The sequence below is a fragment of the Acetobacter sp. DsW_54 genome (assembly GCF_002153575.1).
In the GTDB taxonomy this organism is placed as follows: Bacteria; Pseudomonadota; Alphaproteobacteria; order Acetobacterales; family Acetobacteraceae; genus Acetobacter; species Acetobacter fabarum.
The window spans coordinates 1-14,897 of the sequence record NZ_JOPD01000012.1 but is presented as its reverse complement, the minus strand read 5'-3'; the positions used below and the strand labels follow the sequence as shown (position 1 = coordinate 14,897).

15 protein-coding genes, 1 pseudogene and 1 riboswitch are annotated in these 14,897 nt (G+C 57.0%); of the genes and pseudogenes, 9 read left to right on the top strand and 7 right to left on the bottom strand.

Annotation, left to right across the window (positions count from 1 at the left end; translation table 11 throughout):
- Positions 1 to 12 precede the first annotated feature (12 nt).
- Positions 13 to 591 carry a DNA-3-methyladenine glycosylase I gene (locus HK20_RS06445; protein WP_086646270.1) on the top strand — a complete coding sequence of 193 codons (579 nt, stop codon included), beginning with the start codon at positions 13 to 15 and terminating at the stop codon, positions 589 to 591.
- Here HK20_RS06445 and HK20_RS06440 read toward each other — a convergent pair.
- The 4 genes from HK20_RS06440 to HK20_RS06425 are packed head-to-tail and all read right to left on the bottom strand — an operon-like array spanning position 564 to position 5,273.
- On the bottom strand, positions 564 to 2,174 hold the full coding sequence (locus HK20_RS06440; RefSeq protein ID WP_086646269.1) for a TolC family protein: 1,611 nt from the start codon (positions 2,172 to 2,174) through the stop codon (positions 564 to 566). The genes HK20_RS06445 and HK20_RS06440 overlap by 28 nt on opposite strands.
- The gene (locus HK20_RS06435; protein ID WP_086646268.1) at positions 2,171 to 3,967 is read right to left on the bottom strand and encodes an FUSC family protein; all 1,797 of its coding nucleotides are present in this window, start codon (positions 3,965 to 3,967) and stop codon (positions 2,171 to 2,173) included. Before HK20_RS06435 ends, HK20_RS06440 begins: the two co-directional genes overlap by 4 nt.
- Complete coding sequence (gene mdtN, locus HK20_RS06430; protein ID WP_086646267.1) at positions 3,948 to 4,997, bottom strand: multidrug transporter subunit MdtN; 1,050 nt, start codon at positions 4,995 to 4,997, stop codon at positions 3,948 to 3,950. The genes HK20_RS06435 and mdtN overlap by 20 nt, the downstream gene beginning before the upstream one ends.
- 3 nt (positions 4,998 to 5,000) lie before the next feature.
- Complete coding sequence (locus HK20_RS06425) at positions 5,001 to 5,273, bottom strand: YtcA family lipoprotein (protein ID WP_086646266.1); 273 nt, start codon at positions 5,271 to 5,273, stop codon at positions 5,001 to 5,003.
- A gap of 137 nt (positions 5,274 to 5,410) precedes the next feature.
- On the opposite strand from HK20_RS06425, the pseudogene HK20_RS13340 reads away from it, so the two are divergent.
- Together HK20_RS13340 and HK20_RS13070 are read left to right on the top strand one after the other, a co-directional pair.
- A pseudogene (locus HK20_RS13340) lies at positions 5,411 to 5,854 on the top strand (HIT family protein); the annotation flags it as partial.
- 15 nt (positions 5,855 to 5,869) lie between these two features.
- On the top strand, positions 5,870 to 6,229 hold the full coding sequence (locus HK20_RS13070) for an ArsC family reductase (protein ID WP_198943890.1): 360 nt from the start codon (positions 5,870 to 5,872) through the stop codon (positions 6,227 to 6,229).
- A gap of 56 nt (positions 6,230 to 6,285) precedes the next feature.
- Here the strand turns inward: HK20_RS13070 and bfr are convergent, their stop codons facing one another.
- The 3 genes from bfr to HK20_RS06405 form a co-directional block, all read right to left on the bottom strand.
- Positions 6,286 to 6,771: a bacterioferritin gene (gene bfr / locus HK20_RS06415; RefSeq protein ID WP_025826363.1), complete on the bottom strand. Its 486-nt coding sequence runs from the start codon at positions 6,769 to 6,771 to the stop codon at positions 6,286 to 6,288.
- 166 nt (positions 6,772 to 6,937) lie between these two features.
- Entirely contained in the window at positions 6,938 to 7,936 is a 999-nt protein-coding gene (locus HK20_RS06410; RefSeq protein WP_233129105.1) for a DUF4105 domain-containing protein, read from the bottom strand.
- A 2-nt stretch (positions 7,937 to 7,938) separates the two neighbouring features.
- Positions 7,939 to 9,894: a triacylglycerol lipase gene (locus HK20_RS06405; RefSeq protein WP_143296463.1), complete on the bottom strand. Its 1,956-nt coding sequence runs from the start codon at positions 9,892 to 9,894 to the stop codon at positions 7,939 to 7,941.
- 110 nt (positions 9,895 to 10,004) lie between these two features.
- Between HK20_RS06405 and HK20_RS06400 the strand changes: the two genes are divergently transcribed.
- From HK20_RS06400 to HK20_RS06375, 6 genes are all read left to right on the top strand, one after another.
- A complete protein-coding gene (locus HK20_RS06400; protein ID WP_158093038.1) occupies positions 10,005 to 10,574 on the top strand; it encodes a histidine phosphatase family protein in 570 nt (189 codons plus the stop codon).
- Between the two features lie 43 nt (positions 10,575 to 10,617).
- A riboswitch (cobalamin riboswitch) is annotated at positions 10,618 to 10,827 on the top strand.
- Positions 10,828 to 10,863: 36 nt separating this feature from the next.
- Positions 10,864 to 11,310, top strand: a complete 447-nt coding sequence (locus HK20_RS06395; protein WP_086646264.1) for a hypothetical protein — start codon at positions 10,864 to 10,866, stop codon at positions 11,308 to 11,310.
- A 149-nt stretch (positions 11,311 to 11,459) separates the two neighbouring features.
- A complete protein-coding gene (locus HK20_RS06390) occupies positions 11,460 to 12,104 on the top strand; it encodes a LysE family translocator (RefSeq protein ID WP_086646394.1) in 645 nt (214 codons plus the stop codon).
- Positions 12,105 to 12,208: 104 nt separating this feature from the next.
- Complete coding sequence (locus HK20_RS06385; RefSeq protein WP_086646263.1) at positions 12,209 to 12,940, top strand: IclR family transcriptional regulator; 732 nt, start codon at positions 12,209 to 12,211, stop codon at positions 12,938 to 12,940.
- A gap of 88 nt (positions 12,941 to 13,028) precedes the next feature.
- The gene (locus HK20_RS06380) at positions 13,029 to 13,427 is read left to right on the top strand and encodes a heme-binding protein (RefSeq protein WP_086646262.1); all 399 of its coding nucleotides are present in this window, start codon (positions 13,029 to 13,031) and stop codon (positions 13,425 to 13,427) included.
- A 26-nt stretch (positions 13,428 to 13,453) separates the two neighbouring features.
- A complete protein-coding gene (locus HK20_RS06375; protein ID WP_086646261.1) occupies positions 13,454 to 14,689 on the top strand; it encodes an MFS transporter in 1,236 nt (411 codons plus the stop codon).
- Positions 14,690 to 14,897: the final 208 nt, after the last annotated feature.

Here is a 14,897-nt window from a genome sequence, read left to right as displayed (position 1 = left end):
TACGGGCAGGGGATGAGCAGTTCTGGTGCGCTGGTGCGCTGTGGGTGGGCCGAATCCAATGCTCTGCTCCGCGCATATCATGATCAGGAATGGGGCCAACCCGTTACCGACAGCCGCGCTTTATGGGAGGCGCTGGTGCTGGAAACCTTTCAGGCCGGGTTGTCATGGAATACTGTTTTACAAAAGCGTGAGAATTTTCGGCGTGCTTTTTGTGGGTTTGACCCGCACAGGGTTGCCGCGTTTACACAGGATGATCAGGCACGGCTTATGGGGGATGCAGGCATTATCCGCTCCCGCGCCAAAATTGCCGCGACTGTAGCCAATGCGCAGGCATGGCTTGCCATGCACGAACGGGGGGAGGATTTTGCCACGTTTGCGTGGGGCATGGTGCGCGCGGCACAGGCCCATGAGCGCGGGAGCGGGCTGGAACCACATTCCCCTTTATCCGTAACCGTTGCAAAAGCCCTTAAGCATAAAGGGTTCCGCTTTGTTGGCTCTACAACCGCGCAGGCATGGATGCAGGCGGTTGGTATGCTGGATGGGCACGAGGCCACGTGTTTTTGTTATCGGGCAGGTTCATCCACCCCCTGATCTGGCACATTGCCAATGGCGCCGGTTGCAAAGCCAAGGCTGGCAGCCGCAATAAGGGCGGCATAATACGCATCCGACTGGGCGAGCTGGGCATCCAGCAGCCCGCTTTGGGCGAGTGTTGCGGGTGTTATGGACCCAACTCCACTGCGGTAGGCTGTAAAGGCGGCGTCAAAACTGGTCTGGGCTGCGGCTTCCAGCTTGGTGGCGGCCCGGTAAGCGCTCAACCCTGTGTGCAGGCCGTTTTCTGCCGCGACAATCTGCTTGGCGGAGTCGTCCAGCGTTTGCTCCAGAGTAACCTGTGTGCTGTCTGCCCGGTTCTGAACCTGCTTCAGCACGGCAGCACGCATCCCGCCATCAAAAATGGGGACCGAAATACCCCCCAGCACAAGGCTGCTGAAGTTGTTGGAGGACAGATTAAGGGTTGGTGATGAATCCGACCCCGCACCGGGTACGGAGGAAAGTGCCAGATGCCCGGTTGTATAGGCCACGTTGCCGGTAACAAAAACTTTTGGCAAAAACTCGGCTTTTGCTGCCGTTACATTGCTGCGTGCCGCCTTGGCCGCGGCATAGGCGGCCAGTACATCCGGCCGTTGGGAAACGGCCGTGCGGATCATGTCATCCGTCATGCGCATGTCGTTAATGTTAAGTGGGCGCCCTGCCACGTCCTGCGTGCGTAGCTGGGTGGAGGGGGAAATACCCATGGAGGTCATGAGTTCCAGATACGTGTTTTCAATCCCGTTCTGGGCCTGAACCAGACGGAGTTCGGCCTGTGCGGTCATCTGCTGGGTCTGGGCGACATCCACAATTGTCCCCTGGCCCTGATGCAGGCGCGCCTCGGCTGCGGCCTGCACATTGCGGGCATTGCGCAGTGCCTGCTCTACCAACCCTGCACGGGCTACGGCTGCGGCATGCGTATAAAAGGCCAGTGTAACACCGTAAATGACCTTCTGGTGGGCAGCGGTAAACAGCACGTTGCTGGCGAGTTGTAATTGGGATGCGGCATCAATCATGGCTTCGCGCTTGCCAAAGTCAAACAGCAGCCATTCCATGTTCAGCGTTTGCACTTCACCATGCCCGTTATTCTGGGTGCGTGGAGTGTTGGTGTTGTTGATAATGTTGCCAGCCAGTCCGCCGTTTTCAACACTAAAGGAGTTGTTGTTGTGCCGGGTACCATACCCCCCAACAATGGAGGCCGTAAGGTGGGGCACGTAGGTGGTGCGGGCAATGCCCACGGCCAATGCGGCATCGCGCGCGGCATTCCAAGCCCGGCGTGTGCTGGGGTTGTTGGACTGGGCAATATCAATGAGTTCGGGCAGCGTATAGATGTGCGAGGTGTTGATGTTGCTATCTGCCGGGCGAGGGGCAAGGGCATGGTTTGCGGGCAGTACGTAGCCGGGGGGGAGCATAAGCCCCCGGCGTCCAGCCTTGCCGGGCAGAAGCTCCCCATTGGCGGCAATGTTGGGCTGCCAGGGCATGTCCGGCCGGGCAGGAGCGCTCTCAAGCGCCTGTGTGGCACAGCCTGAAAGGCCAAGCAGAAGGCAGGGAAGGCCAAGCAGGACCGGGGGCGGGGCGCGGTGTGTCATGTCAGGGCCTGTTCCATGTCCTGTATGTGTTGCTGAACGGCCTGTTGCCGGGAAGGCAGTAGGCCATCCTCGGCGGCAATGGCGGCCTGCCGTGTTAACGTGGCGTAAATGGGCAAAAGCGGCATGCGTGCACGCATGTGTTGGGGCTCGGCTTCGGCCAGTTCCAGAGCACGCTCCGCGCTGGACAGGTCTTCCTGAACAGTGGCAGCCAGCCGGGTATGTTCGGCGGGATCGGGGGTGGTAATCTGTTTTTTCAAGGCATCAAGCAAACTGCTAAAGCGCTGGGCAATGGGGCCGTATGCGCTGGAGGGCCAGAAAGTGACAAAAACGGCGTAGGTTATAAAATTGCCAAGCAGAATACCGATAATACGGTCGCGGGCCGTGGTCATGTCAGTTGTGGGGCCGTAGCCTTTAAGGTCGCTCAGAAAAAAGGCAAGGCCAATCTGGAAGCCTGCATAGGCTATGCGCTCATCCCCATTTTTGACCCATGAGGCAAAAAGGGACACAACAAAAATCAGCAGTAGAAAAGCCGCAATATTATAAAGATGGGGCATGACAAAAATAATGGAGGCAATGCCAATGGCTCCTCCAACCAGTGCCCCGCTAATACGCAGCCGCAGCTTTGTTGTCATTTCCCCCACGGTTGGCAGGGCAACAATAAAACAGGTGATGATACAGGTGTGGATGCCCGGCCAGCTGAGGATGATAAAGATAAAATAGCTGATCAGCACAGCCACCGTGCCTTTGACGGCAAAGCGCACATGTTCGGGGTTGCTGAAGGCATCTGGGGTAAAAAAGCCCGATTTTGGCTCAGGCACGGGTGTGTTCTGTGTCGCGGGAAGGACCGGCTCAGTAAAGCCATGCAGCACATTGGCCAGTTGGGCCAGTGCGGGCGCATGGTCTGGTGCGTTGAGGCGAGGAATATCCTGCGGGTAGCCGTTATGCGAAAAAATTTCCGCCATATCACGCAGGGTTTGTGAAAATTCCAGAGTTTCCGGCTGTGCTTCCCCATCCCGGAAGGCCGTGTGGGCCAACGCAAGGGCCGCAACACTGGAGTAGGCGGACTGCTCCAGATGGGCAAGCGGGTCCTTGTGCAGAATCTTCTCCAGCTTTGCCATTTTTAGCAGTTTGAGCATGCCGCTGGCCCCCTCGCGCAATGTGGCGCGGGCGTAGTCCAGCTGGTAGTTGTCAGGCTGTTCGAGCAATGAGGCGCATAGACGCAGGCGTGCGGCAATTTCACGCATCATCAGTGTTGCGGGGGAGGGGCATATGAGCGGGCCGCACACAATCATCACCCCGCCGGGGACCAGAATGAACAGGTCGGCATAAAGCAAGGCGCGGGTTGCAATTTCCCCAATCGGGACCTGGTCGGCAACAACCAGAGCAAAGACAACAATCAAGCCCAGAAGATAGGCAACAGGCTTGAGCTTGCTGGCTGAGCCCAGAAAAAAGAAGCAGAAGGACAGCAGCATGATCGCCACGACCTGACCAAACGGATGGTCCAGTGTCAGGTGGATCAGCACAAAAAGCAGTGCCAGAATGGCCACGATCAAAAGGTTGACCGCAACACCTGCCAGCATGTTGGTCGTGCGGTCTTTTTGCCAGATAGCCATGGTGCACAGGGCGGGCACGGCCACATCGGGGATCTGCCAGATCTCACCAATCAGCACGACCATGGTGCAGGCGGCGGCCATGCGCAGGCTGTGGCCGCCACGGCCCGGCAGGGGCGCGCGGATCAGCCACCATATCCGGGCCAGAGTGCTTTTGCCTGTGTCAGTCGCAGGCGGCGCCATGGCGTATTTCCACTGTGGCTGTGGCTCCAAGCCGCAGCAGTTGCGGGTTGGCCTGTTCCAGCCTGATCCGAACAGGAAAACGCTGGGCCACATGCACCCAGTCCATCTCCCGCGGGACAAAAGGCAAAGTGCGGCTCAAACCTGCGGAATCAGCGGAAAACACACCCCAGCCAATGCTTTCCACATGGCCGCGTATGGGGGTGCTCCTGTTAATCATGGAGTAAACCGTGGCGCAGTCGCCCGGGTGAATGGCATGGAGCGTGCCTTCACGCATGTTGGCGGTAACAAACCAGCCGTCATTGGCGATGAGCGTAAATAGAACCTGCGAGGGAATAAGCACTTCCCCCGGAATAACCCGTAGGCTGGTCACATAACCATCAGCAGGGGCCGTAACGGTGGTCTGGCGTAGGGCGTAGCGGGCTTGGGCCAGCGTAGCCTCGGCTACTTGCCGGGCGGCAATGGAGCTGTTCAGGTCTCCAACAGCAACCTGTGCTGCTGTGGCCTGCAGGTGGCTCTGGTCCAGAGTAATGCCCGAATCATGCAGGGCAACCTGAGCCTGATCATATTGCTGCCACGGAATATAGGATTTGCTGGCCAGTGGGCGCAGGCGCTCCACGGTGCGAGCGGCAAGGTCATGGTTGGTTTTGGCCCGCGCGGCCTGATTTTTGGCAATGTCGGCATTGGCAGCTTCCACGGCCACCAGACGCTGCTGCTGCTCTACCCCTGCCTGTGTCAGCGCCAGCCCGGCTGTGGCCTGCTGCACCGCCAGATTATAGGGTTCGGGGTCCAGCTGATAAAGCACATCCCCCTTCTTGACCGACTGGTTGACATGCACATTCAAAGCCTGCAACCGCCCACCAACAGTGGAGGCAATATGCACCAGCTCGGCATCCACCGTTCCGCTATCGGTGGAAGGGTAGGATTCATCCTGCCCCAGAACGTAGTAGCCAAGCGCAGAGGCCGCCGCAATGCAGAGCACAGCTACAGCAAGGCCAATGGGGTTGCGGTTGGAAAGGGATATTTTTTTCATGCGTTACGGCCCAAATGCCAAAAGCCAGAACAGCAGGCCCGTTATGGTGCCAAGCGAGACATAGGTGAACAGCCGCAGGCGGAGCAGGGCGTCAATATCCGTGGCAAGGAACAGCACGCGCAAACCCACGGCCACCAGAATGCCCAGCAGGCCGCAGAGCATCCAGCTGGGGAAGTAGGCCCCAGCCAGTGGAAAAGACGGGGCGCCCGCAACCTTACAGCCCGCCAGAGGCAGAAGCAGAACAGGTATGGCGCGCTGGAGGGGACGGTAGCGCATGGTTGTGGCATTAGGACGTGAACATGCTTTTACTGTCAAGAAAATGCAGTCATTATTGGTATTTATGTGCCATTTTTCGGATAAGATATAATTGTTAACATTACACTAACCCACACCAACACCGTAGAGGCAAAGTAATGACTCAGAATGTCATACAGCAGCGCGTGGAGCTTGCACGCAAGGGGGCCTACCCCAAGGTTATCGGCCGTATGGCATCCGGCTGGCTGGTGGTGGCCGATACGCAGCCGGTGGAAGGATACTGCATTTTGCTGGCAGATCCCGCCGTGCCCAGTGTGAATGACCTGCAAGGCCAGCAGAGGCTGGACTACCTGCAGGATGTTGTGCGGGTGGGGGATGCCTTGCTTGAGGTGACAGGGGCTGCGCGCATTAATTATGAAACATGGTGTAATCAGGCGCCATCGCTGCATACCCATATTGTGCCGCGTTATGTAACGGAACCGCAGGCCCAGCGATTACTGCCCTTATGCGTGGCGTATGATATTGCGCAGGCGCGGGAGTTCAATCTGGCAGAAGATGCAGCATTCATGCAAAAAATGCGCAATGTTTTGGGGATTGGTCCCGTAAAGGAGAACACCGTGTCTGGCGGATTGACATTATATGGCATTAAAAACTGCGATACCGTGCGCAAAGCCCGCAACTGGCTGGAAGAGCATGACGTTGCGTATATCTTCCATGACTACAAACTGGCCGGTGTTACCGCGCAACAGCTGGAAGCATGGGCCGCACAGGTAGGGTGGGAAAAACTGCTGAACAAAGCCGGCACAACGTTTAGAAAACTGCCTGATGCCGATAAAGCTGATTTGACCGAAAAGCGGGCCATAGCCCTTATGGTCGCCCATCCAACACTGATCAAACGCCCGGTGCTTGAAACGCCGCAGGGTTTGCAGGTGGGCTTTAAGCCGGAGCTTTACGCTGCGGCATTGGGTAAAAACTAAACAGGTAAAAGCAGGCTGTTGCCCGGCTCGTTATAAGCCGGGCAACAGGGCAATTTTTATTCCTGCTCAGGAGCGGAGGCGGAGTTGAGCTGGATGTAACGCTCAACGCCAATCTGCTTGATCAGGTCGAACTGACGATCAATGAAGTCTTCATGTTCTTCTTCATTGGACAGGATCTTCAGCAGCAGGTCGCGCGATACGAAGTCACGCACGCTTTCGCAGTACGCAATGCCTTCGCGCAGGTCGCTCATGGCCTTTTCTTCCAGCTTCATGTCGCATTCAAGGATTTCCTTGACGTCCTGACCGATCAGAATCGTGTTCAGGCGCTGCACGTTGGGCAGGCCGCCCAGATACAGAATGCGTTCGATCAGCCAGTCAGCGTGACGCATTTCCTCAATGGATTCTTCGTATTCTTTTTTGCCCAGCAGGGTCACGCCCCAGTGGCGCAGGGTGCGGGCATGCAGAAAATACTGGTTGATGGCGGTCAGCTCGTTGGTGAGCTGGATGTTCAGGTGTTCAATAACTTTAGGGTCTTTGACCATGGTGGCTTACTCTCGATTACAAAAGGAACTGAAGCGGACCATAATATAAAACGCAACCACTCGCAAACAAAAAAATGTTCAAAATCAAGTGCTTTTGGAAAAATAATTATCACTTGCAACAAACTTACTTCTAAATGCGAGCGATATGCATGTATTGCCGTTGTTTTTATTTATTCGCAAGTGCGAGCGGGAGGGATTCCCGTATTTCATTAGAGTAATTCGCATCTGGCACAGCATTCGCGGGGCGCTTTATTCGGCTGAGTTCGTGGAGTGTTGCAAAATCATAGTGTGTGTTCAGCAGCCCCAGATCATAGGCAAGGGAGGCTGTGTACCCGCTCAGCAGCACCCGCCAGTCCAGCCGGTAACGGGTGCGGGCATTGGCACGGGCCAGAATTTCGGTCGTGCAGTTGTCCATAAGCGTATTGTACCACCGTGGGGTGGTGGTCAGTTTGTGTATTTCCGTCAGGTAGTTTTTGAAAACGGCTTCCCGGGTCTGGGCAGAAAGTTCCAACCGGTAAAGATACACACGTTCCTTGCGTATATCCGTGCGCACACCAATCAGGTCGCGTTCATCGGCGGTAACGTAGGTCAGTTCATAATGATGGAAAAAACCGGCGATGGTGGAATAGGAAAACTTTTTCTGGCGGCGTGTTTCAATGGAAACGGCAAGGTGCCGGCCATCATCAAACCCGAAGGACAGGAACACATGGGCAATGCTGTCCCCCGCCCAGTAAGACGTTATCAGGTCTATGGTGGCAAGGTGGTCCAGATCAAAGTCCGCGTTGTAATAGTGAGGGGTATAATCGGTTTCGGTTTTATAGGTAAAATCGCGGATATTGCGCACATGGACTGTGCGACCATCCTGTATGGCATCGGCCAGCACGGCATATTCCCCAGCCCATTCGCGGTTATTGCTGGGGAGGTTGGTGCAGAACCATATGGCAAAGCACGCACAAAGCCCGCACAGGGCTGCAATGCGGCGTATGGGCTGGCGGATACAGGAGGTTGCCACAAACAGCAGCCCGCACAGGCCAGTTGCCCCAAGGCGTAGCAGGTCGGGCTCAAGCGTGGAATAGTAAAGGGCCGCACAGGCATAGACTGCAAAAAGCAGGGTTATTGCGGTCAGTTTCCAGTGTCTTGTGTGGCGGCTGCGGTGTTTGCGCATGATCATGGCTTTGCCCATGTGGCGGGGATGACATAATCCCCACCAATACGCATGATGTTGGTGTGGTTCATATCCCCCTTAACGTGCAGGTCGGGTATGGTGGCTGCTAACTGTTGCAGTAGAATACGGCGTACTTCGGCAATGGTGATCGGGTTGGCCTGTGTGGAGTGGCCCGAATTGCGCACAACCAGTTCGCTCTGCACCCGTGGGTCATGCGCACTGGCGTAAGCCACCACACCATCATCCGCATTTTCCAGCGCCCCGTTGCCCAGCACGGGAATAATGGAGTGGCTCTGCACATCCGGCACAACAGGAACAGTCGCCAGCGCCTGTATGAACGCACTGCGGGGGGACATGCCATAAACACTGCCAAAACGGCTGGGGCTCATGTCCACCTTGAGCGCACCGGTGTTGCCCTCAAGGACCTGCTGGGTCACTTCCGTAATGGCTGCGGGAAAAGTGACCATCCGCCCTATAAGGTGCGCAATGGAAAAGTCGGCCAGATAACTGCCATGTTGTGGAGTGGAGATAAACACAACACTTTTGACTTCAGGCATGGGGGTAGGGAAAAGGGCCTGTTCCAGAAACTGCCGTACATTGGGTGAAAGGTGGAGGCTGGAGAGCGCGCGGTGGGTCAGCCCGTTCCACAGGGCATCATGCGGGTCAATGGCCAGCATTTTTGCCAAAAGACCGCCCTGGCTGTGCCCGATCAGAGTAATCTGCCCTAGTGCCGGGTCTGCCTGCGTACCACCAAGGTCATGGATGGTGCGGTTCAGGGCATCGCGGAGTTGCAGGGCGGAGTAGGGGATAGGGTTGCCCGTGGCGTAGGAGAAAAACCAGAACTCATAATGTGCGCGTATCTGTGGGTCTTCCAGCAGGTCATTGACCATATCCGCCCAGCGTCCGGGGCTGGAGGCCGTGCCATGCACCAGCACAACGGGCATATGGCCATACTGGTGCGGTTCTATGGCAATAAGCTGGGCACGTTTGTTAAAGAGATTGCCATCCAGAAAACCCTTATATTCCACGGACCAGTCAACCGCGTTGCTCAGGCTGATCGCGCGGGAAGCGGTCTGGTCATATTGTAGGGGAATAACACCGTCTGTGGTTGGCAGGCTGCTTGTTGTGTCAATGGTTGCCAGTGTCAGGCGCGCATCAATATGGTTTGTAAAAATCTGCTCGCGTGGGTTGGGGATTTCCAGCAGCAGGTTAACGGGAATACGCAGCTTGTCGGTAATGGAGAAGGAAATCTGGCTGTTTTCTGGTGGGTGGGGTACTGCTGCCAGAGGCACCCCCAGCCCCGCCCTGCGATAGATATTTTTTATCCCCCGCACCGAAAGGCGCGCTGTGGGGCGGAAGTCGGTCAGCGTATAGCCGTACCATTCCTTCTGCGCGGGGGTGGTGGATAGGTCCAGCGTGCCAAAGGGTAGCATCCAGCGTTGTGGTGCCACCTCCACAGGGTTACCCAGAGCTTCGGTCAGGCCAAACATGTAAAGATCACACGCCTGGCGGAAATGTACGTCATACGGGTTGGGTTTTGCGTTATCCGGCCCGTTGGGGTTCAGGTAGGCATAGGCGTACAGGGCTGCCGCCATAAAGGCCGCACGGTCCGTGTTCTGGCGACCCAGCAGGTAGTTCAGCTCCGCAAGGGCAAAAAGCTGGTCCTGCAGGTCGGGGGTGTAAAACTGCGCCTGTGTGCTGGCGCGCAGGATGGCCAGTGCCTGTTCGGGATTTTTCTTCCATATGGCCAACAGGTTCTGGCGCTCAAGCACAATACGGGTGGTGTTGCTCAGCTTCTGTCCGCTCAATGTGCTCTGGCTGCGTTCCTTGTAGCTGTCTGTCAGGCTCAGGCGCTGCACGGTAATGGGGGCCGCACAGCCTGAAACGGCCAGACAGACCGCGACCCACGAAAAACGGGAACACAGAGCGCTGGATAAAGTGCTGGAAAAAGCGGGCATCCGATTCTCGGTTTTAAATCGCGGTAAAATAATGCCTGATGGTGTAGGGTGTCTGCGGCATGCTGGCAAATCCTGTACAGTCATGGCCCAGTGCGGGAAAGGTTTGTGGGTTGAAGCTGCTTTGCTGTGCGTCTGCACTACCCGGTGTTGTGCGCAAGGGTGTGCTGCCTGATGGGGCTGAACAGGTTGCACATGGTTATACCCCCCAGACAGCCGCAGCTTATCTACCGTCCGTGAGCCAGTTAACGGTATTCTATGCCCCGGATGTGGCCGTGCCGGATGGGCAAGGGCAGGTCCTGCGGCCACAGGATGCCCTGCGGGACAGGGATTACGGAACATGGGCGGGCACAGGCCTGCAAGCTCTGGACCCTGTGCAGCAGCATGCCTTTTTAACCGATGCGACTTTTGCCCCACCAGCAGGGGAAAGCTTTGCCGCGTTTTACCACAGAACGGCCCTTTGGCTGGACGATATAAGCCAGACCCTGCCCGCAGCCGTTGTGCTGGCGCGGCCTGCTGTGGTGCGCAACCTGCTGTTGCGGGTTTTGTATCAGGGGGAAGGGGCTGTGGGTCTGGCACACGCTGCACGGGTGGATGTACCCCCCCTGAGTTACAGCTTGATCAGCTGCCATGCGGGTCAGTGGCGTTTGGGTCTGCTGGGAGTGCCGGCGGAAGGGGCGTGAGCCTGTTTTTTTGCTCGCGGCAAAGCGCGCATGCCGCTATAGCCTGCCCCTGTTAGTCGAAGGTTCCGCGCGAGCGGATGAAAAGGGAACACCGTAAGCTTCGCCAGAAGTCAGTCGGAGACTGTACCCGCAACTGTAGGCAGTAGCTTACACCCGTTGCCCCGGAAGGGGCGGCCACTGGTGCATAACCGGGAAGGCAGGGTGTGTCGCGTATCTGCAAGTCAGGAGACCTGCCTTCGTCTTGCAAACCATGTCACCGGGCGGGACTGACCGGGGGCTGAGATGTCTGATGTCACGCTATTTACTGCCGGGTTCTTACCCGCATGCTTCCTCCTGCTCCGCGCATATTGCGGGGGGAGTGGGGAGCCTGCACCCTTTGCTGCGGCATCTGCTGCGCGTTGCGCCGAACAGGGCGGAGGTTCTGGCCCTGTTCAGCGAGCCCCCTCAACTGGCCGAAGAGGCTGCCTTGCAACAGGCCGGAGGGCAGATGCTGGGGATGTTTATGCCAGAGCAGCCCTTACCTTACCGTGCCAGAGCCTTGCAGCTTGAGACCCTCTTCCGCGGCATGCTGGAGCACGCACTAAGTCTGGCCATAAAGGCCCGTTGTGCCCCCGAGCAGGAGGGAGAGGAAAAGGCCGAAAACCCCGCAGCCCATGCCATGCTCGTGGCCTATGTTGCGGCCCAGCACGTTGTGGGCGCACGCCACATGGCTATGGAGTTATATAACCGCAGATAGCGTTAGAGTGATCACAGGTATTTTTTTGCCTGTTGGCTTGGACTTTTTGTGGCTTTTGTTCTTTTTTAGCACCCAGCACGCACCACCCTATGGGCTGAACCGGCCATAGGGTGGTGCGTGTTGCTCAATGCACTGTGCAGGACCTGGCCATGCCCCATGCTTTTTTGCCTTTACTGACCTTTGCCGCCGCGTGGGGTGTTCTGGTGCTCACACCGGGGACAGAAACGGCCCTTGTTATCCGTCTGGGCATGAATGTGAGCCGCAAGGCGGCGCTTGGGGCTGCGCTGGGCACCGGCACAGGGCTGGCCATATGGGGGGCAGGCACAGCGTTTGGCGTGAGTGCTTTGGTTGCGGCCTCTCCCAAATTGTATCTGGCGCTGGAATGGGCCGGGGCGCTTTATCTGGCTTATCTGGGGGTTCGCCTGCTTATGCCTTCTGCCGGGGCGCATGATCAGGCGCGGGCAGATGCTCAGGCACGGTCTGTTGGCGGTATGGGGGCTGGCTACCAGCGTGGGCTGTTGACCACATGCCTTAACCCACTTGTTGGTGTGTTCGACCTGACCGCCTTTGCCCAGTTTATTCCCGCAGGTGTGCACCGGGTCAGCTATTCCCTTCTGCTGGCGGGGGTGCAGGTGGTTATGGCTGTGGCATGGTATGCGGTTCTGGCCTGTCTGGCGTTTTCGCTCGGTCGTGTTCTATCTAGCCCCAGAGTTGTGCGTGCGCTGGATGTGCTTACGGGGGTAGTGTTCCTCTTTTTTGCATTCAGGCTGGTCATGAGCGGTATTCCATCCTGAAGGATGGAGGCCAGAAAAGTCAGGCGTTCTGCCAAGGTGCTGTTATGCTGCGTGCCATAAGGCGGGCGGAGTATGGTCAGCCCCTTGGGTAGTGGGAATGCGGCATGAGCAAAGCGCCAAGGCTTATCCAGTCCATAGAGCGGTCCGCAGCTATTCTGGAAATTATAGCCCAGCAGGGCGGTGGTGCACGTTTGCAGCAGATTGCCAGTATTTCGGGCATAGGCAAAACAACGGTGCACAATATTCTGCAAACGCTGGACCATTTGGGATACGTCCAGCGCAGGGCAGGGGATATGCGTTACCATCTGGGCGGACGCATACTCAACCTCGCCCGTATTGCGGGGGATGATAACAGCGTGCGGGCCCGCCTGCGCCCTGTGCTGGAAGCCGTTGCCCATAAAAGTGGCGGCACGGCATGGCTGGCCGTGCCTAGCGGGGATCAGGCAGCGTATCTGGATATTGTCGATCCCAATGGGCTTTGTGCTGCTTGGCCCAGCGTGCCAGTGCGGGAAAATCTGGAAGGTTCAGCCGTTGGGTGGGTATTCTTGGCCTGTGTGCCCGGTCTGGGCAAGCGGGTAATGGCAACCCGTGCCAATGCGCTGGATGCAGATGTACTGAGCCGCATAGAAGATGTACGGATCAAAGGATATGCACTGGACCTGCAGGCCTACAGGCCGGGGCTGAACGGTGTTGCCATTCCATGGCGGATAAATGGGGAGGTCAGGGCAAGCCTGTGCCTGACCGGCCCCCCTGCGCAGTTTCCGCAACACCGCCTGATCAGGCTTGCGTGGATGATGATGCGCTCACTTGAGCAGCTTGATGTTCAACAATATTGAATAAATAAACTTTTCCCTGTTTTTCCGGTTCCCTTATCTGCCCGTGTGGCTAACGTACCCGCCTTTGCACAAAAGGAATGTACGAACCATGAACGCAACACTCGCAACCGCCATGCTGGATGCCGCCCATGCTGAGGCACGGCGCATGGGTGTAACTGTCTGCATTGCCATTCTGGACGCGGCAGCATGGCCTGTTGCCTTCCTGCGTATGGAAGGCGTTATTCTGGGGGCGGTTGATGTGGCCAGCAAAAAGGCCCGCACGGCGGTTCTGTTCCAGATGGACAGCGCGGATTTTGCAAAAATTGGTCATCCCGATGGTCGTGCCTATACGCTGGAAAACACCAATGGCGGCATGACCAGCTTTGGCGGCGGTCTGGTGCTTAAGGCTGCAGATGGCAAGGTGCTGGGTGCCATTGGTGTTTCAGGCGCAAGCACGGAAGAAGATATTGCCATTGCCCGCGTGGCTGCAAAAACCCTTTCGGCCTGATGGGTTTCTGGCACAGAGCATAAACCATGACAGAACAGACCACTCCCCCAGTAGGCAGCATGGCCCCAATGGCCCCACCCGCGGGTAGAGCTGCGGCACTCCTTGTCCTGACCTTTGGCGCATTTGTCGTTGGCACTGGTGAATTTGCCATTATGGGAATGCTGCCCGAATTTGCAGCATCCCTGCACCTGTCCACGGCCGATGCGGGTTACGCCATTACAGCCTACGCGCTTGGGGTTGTTATTGGTGCGCCGCTCATTACCATTCTGGGTGCGCGCCTGTCGCGGCGGGAACTGCTGCTTGTGCTGCTGTTACTGTTTGTTTTTGGCAATCTGCTTAGTGTTGCCATGCCCACACCGGGGCTGGTCGAGGTGGCGCGGTTTATTACCGGCTTGCCTCACGGTGCCATTTTTGGCGTATCGGCTCTGGTTGCGGCCTCCATGGTGGAGCGTGCACGCCGGGGTTGGGCGGTTGGTCGTGTTTTGTCCGGCATTGCAATTTCTACTCTGGTAGGGGCACCGTTTTCCACTTTTGCAGCCAATCATTTTGGCTGGCGCATTGCGTACCTGATTATTGGCCTGTTCGGGCTTTTAACCTTTGCCGGGGTGTGGCGCTTTATTCCGGCGGATACACCAAACCGTGCCAATTCTCCGCTCAGGGAAGTTACGGCACTGGGTAATACACAGGTGCTGCTTACGTTGCTGACCGCAGCAATCGGCTTTGGTGGCATGTTTGCAATTTACACGTACCTGACAAGTGTTTTGCAAAATGTTACGCACGTGCCCGAATGGCAGGTCATGCTGTATATGGTGATCTGGGGGGTGGGTATGCTGGCGGGTGCCAATATCGGGGCGTGGCTGGTGGACCGTAACATCAATCTGGCAGCTATTTTTGCGCTGGCAGGCAGTGCGGTAGCCATGCTGGTTTTTTCAGTACTTTTACTCAGCAATCTTGCGCTGATGCTTGATGTATTTCTGATCCCGGCCTGCGTAAACGCGCTAGGCCCCGCCTTGCAGACACGGTTGATGGATTTTGCAGGCGATGCGCAAACTCTGGCTGCCTCCCTTAATCATTCTGCATTTAACATTGCCAATGCGCTGGGGGCGTCGCTGGGGAGTGTCTTGCTGGGGCAGCAGTTTGGGTATGCTGCGCTGGGTGTGGGTGGAGCGCTGCTTTCTGCTGGTGGGCTGCTGGTTTATCTGCTGGCTCTTTTCATTCTCAAAAAAAGCGGGGTGCCGGAAGAACGCCAGCCCATAACATAATGGGTTCATAGCCTTAAAAAGCCCCTTGCCCGGCAAGGGGTTTTTTATTGCCTGCCAACAGGGCCATAGCAGACGCTACTCAGCACTTATATGGTGCCATGTGCAGCATAATTCAGCAATGTGTGGGAAAATAACAACGCGCTTGATACCAGATGGTATCCCGTACGGGATTCGAACCCGTGTTGCCGCCGTGAAAGGGCAGTGTCCT

Excerpts from the sequence above, each read along its gene's own strand:
- HK20_RS06445 (WP_086646270.1), top strand. The coding sequence starts at position 13 with ATGAGCAGTTCTGGTGCGCTGGTGCGCTGTGGGTGGGCCGAATCCAAT.
- HK20_RS06440 (WP_086646269.1), bottom strand. The coding sequence starts at position 2,174 with ATGACACACCGCGCCCCGCCCCCGGTCCTGCTTGGCCTTCCCTGCCTT.
- HK20_RS06435 (WP_086646268.1), bottom strand. The coding sequence starts at position 3,967 with ATGGCGCCGCCTGCGACTGACACAGGCAAAAGCACTCTGGCCCGGATA.
- mdtN (WP_086646267.1), bottom strand. The coding sequence starts at position 4,997 with ATGAAAAAAATATCCCTTTCCAACCGCAACCCCATTGGCCTTGCTGTA.
- HK20_RS06425 (WP_086646266.1), bottom strand. The coding sequence starts at position 5,273 with ATGCGCTACCGTCCCCTCCAGCGCGCCATACCTGTTCTGCTTCTGCCT.
- bfr (WP_025826363.1), bottom strand. The coding sequence starts at position 6,771 with ATGGTCAAAGACCCTAAAGTTATTGAACACCTGAACATCCAGCTCACC.
- HK20_RS06410 (WP_233129105.1), bottom strand. The coding sequence starts at position 7,936 with ATGCGCAAACACCGCAGCCGCCACACAAGACACTGGAAACTGACCGCA.
- HK20_RS06405 (WP_143296463.1), bottom strand. The coding sequence starts at position 9,894 with ATGCCCGCTTTTTCCAGCACTTTATCCAGCGCTCTGTGTTCCCGTTTT.
- HK20_RS06395 (WP_086646264.1), top strand. The coding sequence starts at position 10,864 with ATGTCACGCTATTTACTGCCGGGTTCTTACCCGCATGCTTCCTCCTGC.
- HK20_RS06390 (WP_086646394.1), top strand. The coding sequence starts at position 11,460 with ATGCCCCATGCTTTTTTGCCTTTACTGACCTTTGCCGCCGCGTGGGGT.
- HK20_RS06385 (WP_086646263.1), top strand. The coding sequence starts at position 12,209 with ATGAGCAAAGCGCCAAGGCTTATCCAGTCCATAGAGCGGTCCGCAGCT.
- HK20_RS06380 (WP_086646262.1), top strand. The coding sequence starts at position 13,029 with ATGAACGCAACACTCGCAACCGCCATGCTGGATGCCGCCCATGCTGAG.
- HK20_RS06375 (WP_086646261.1), top strand. The coding sequence starts at position 13,454 with ATGACAGAACAGACCACTCCCCCAGTAGGCAGCATGGCCCCAATGGCC.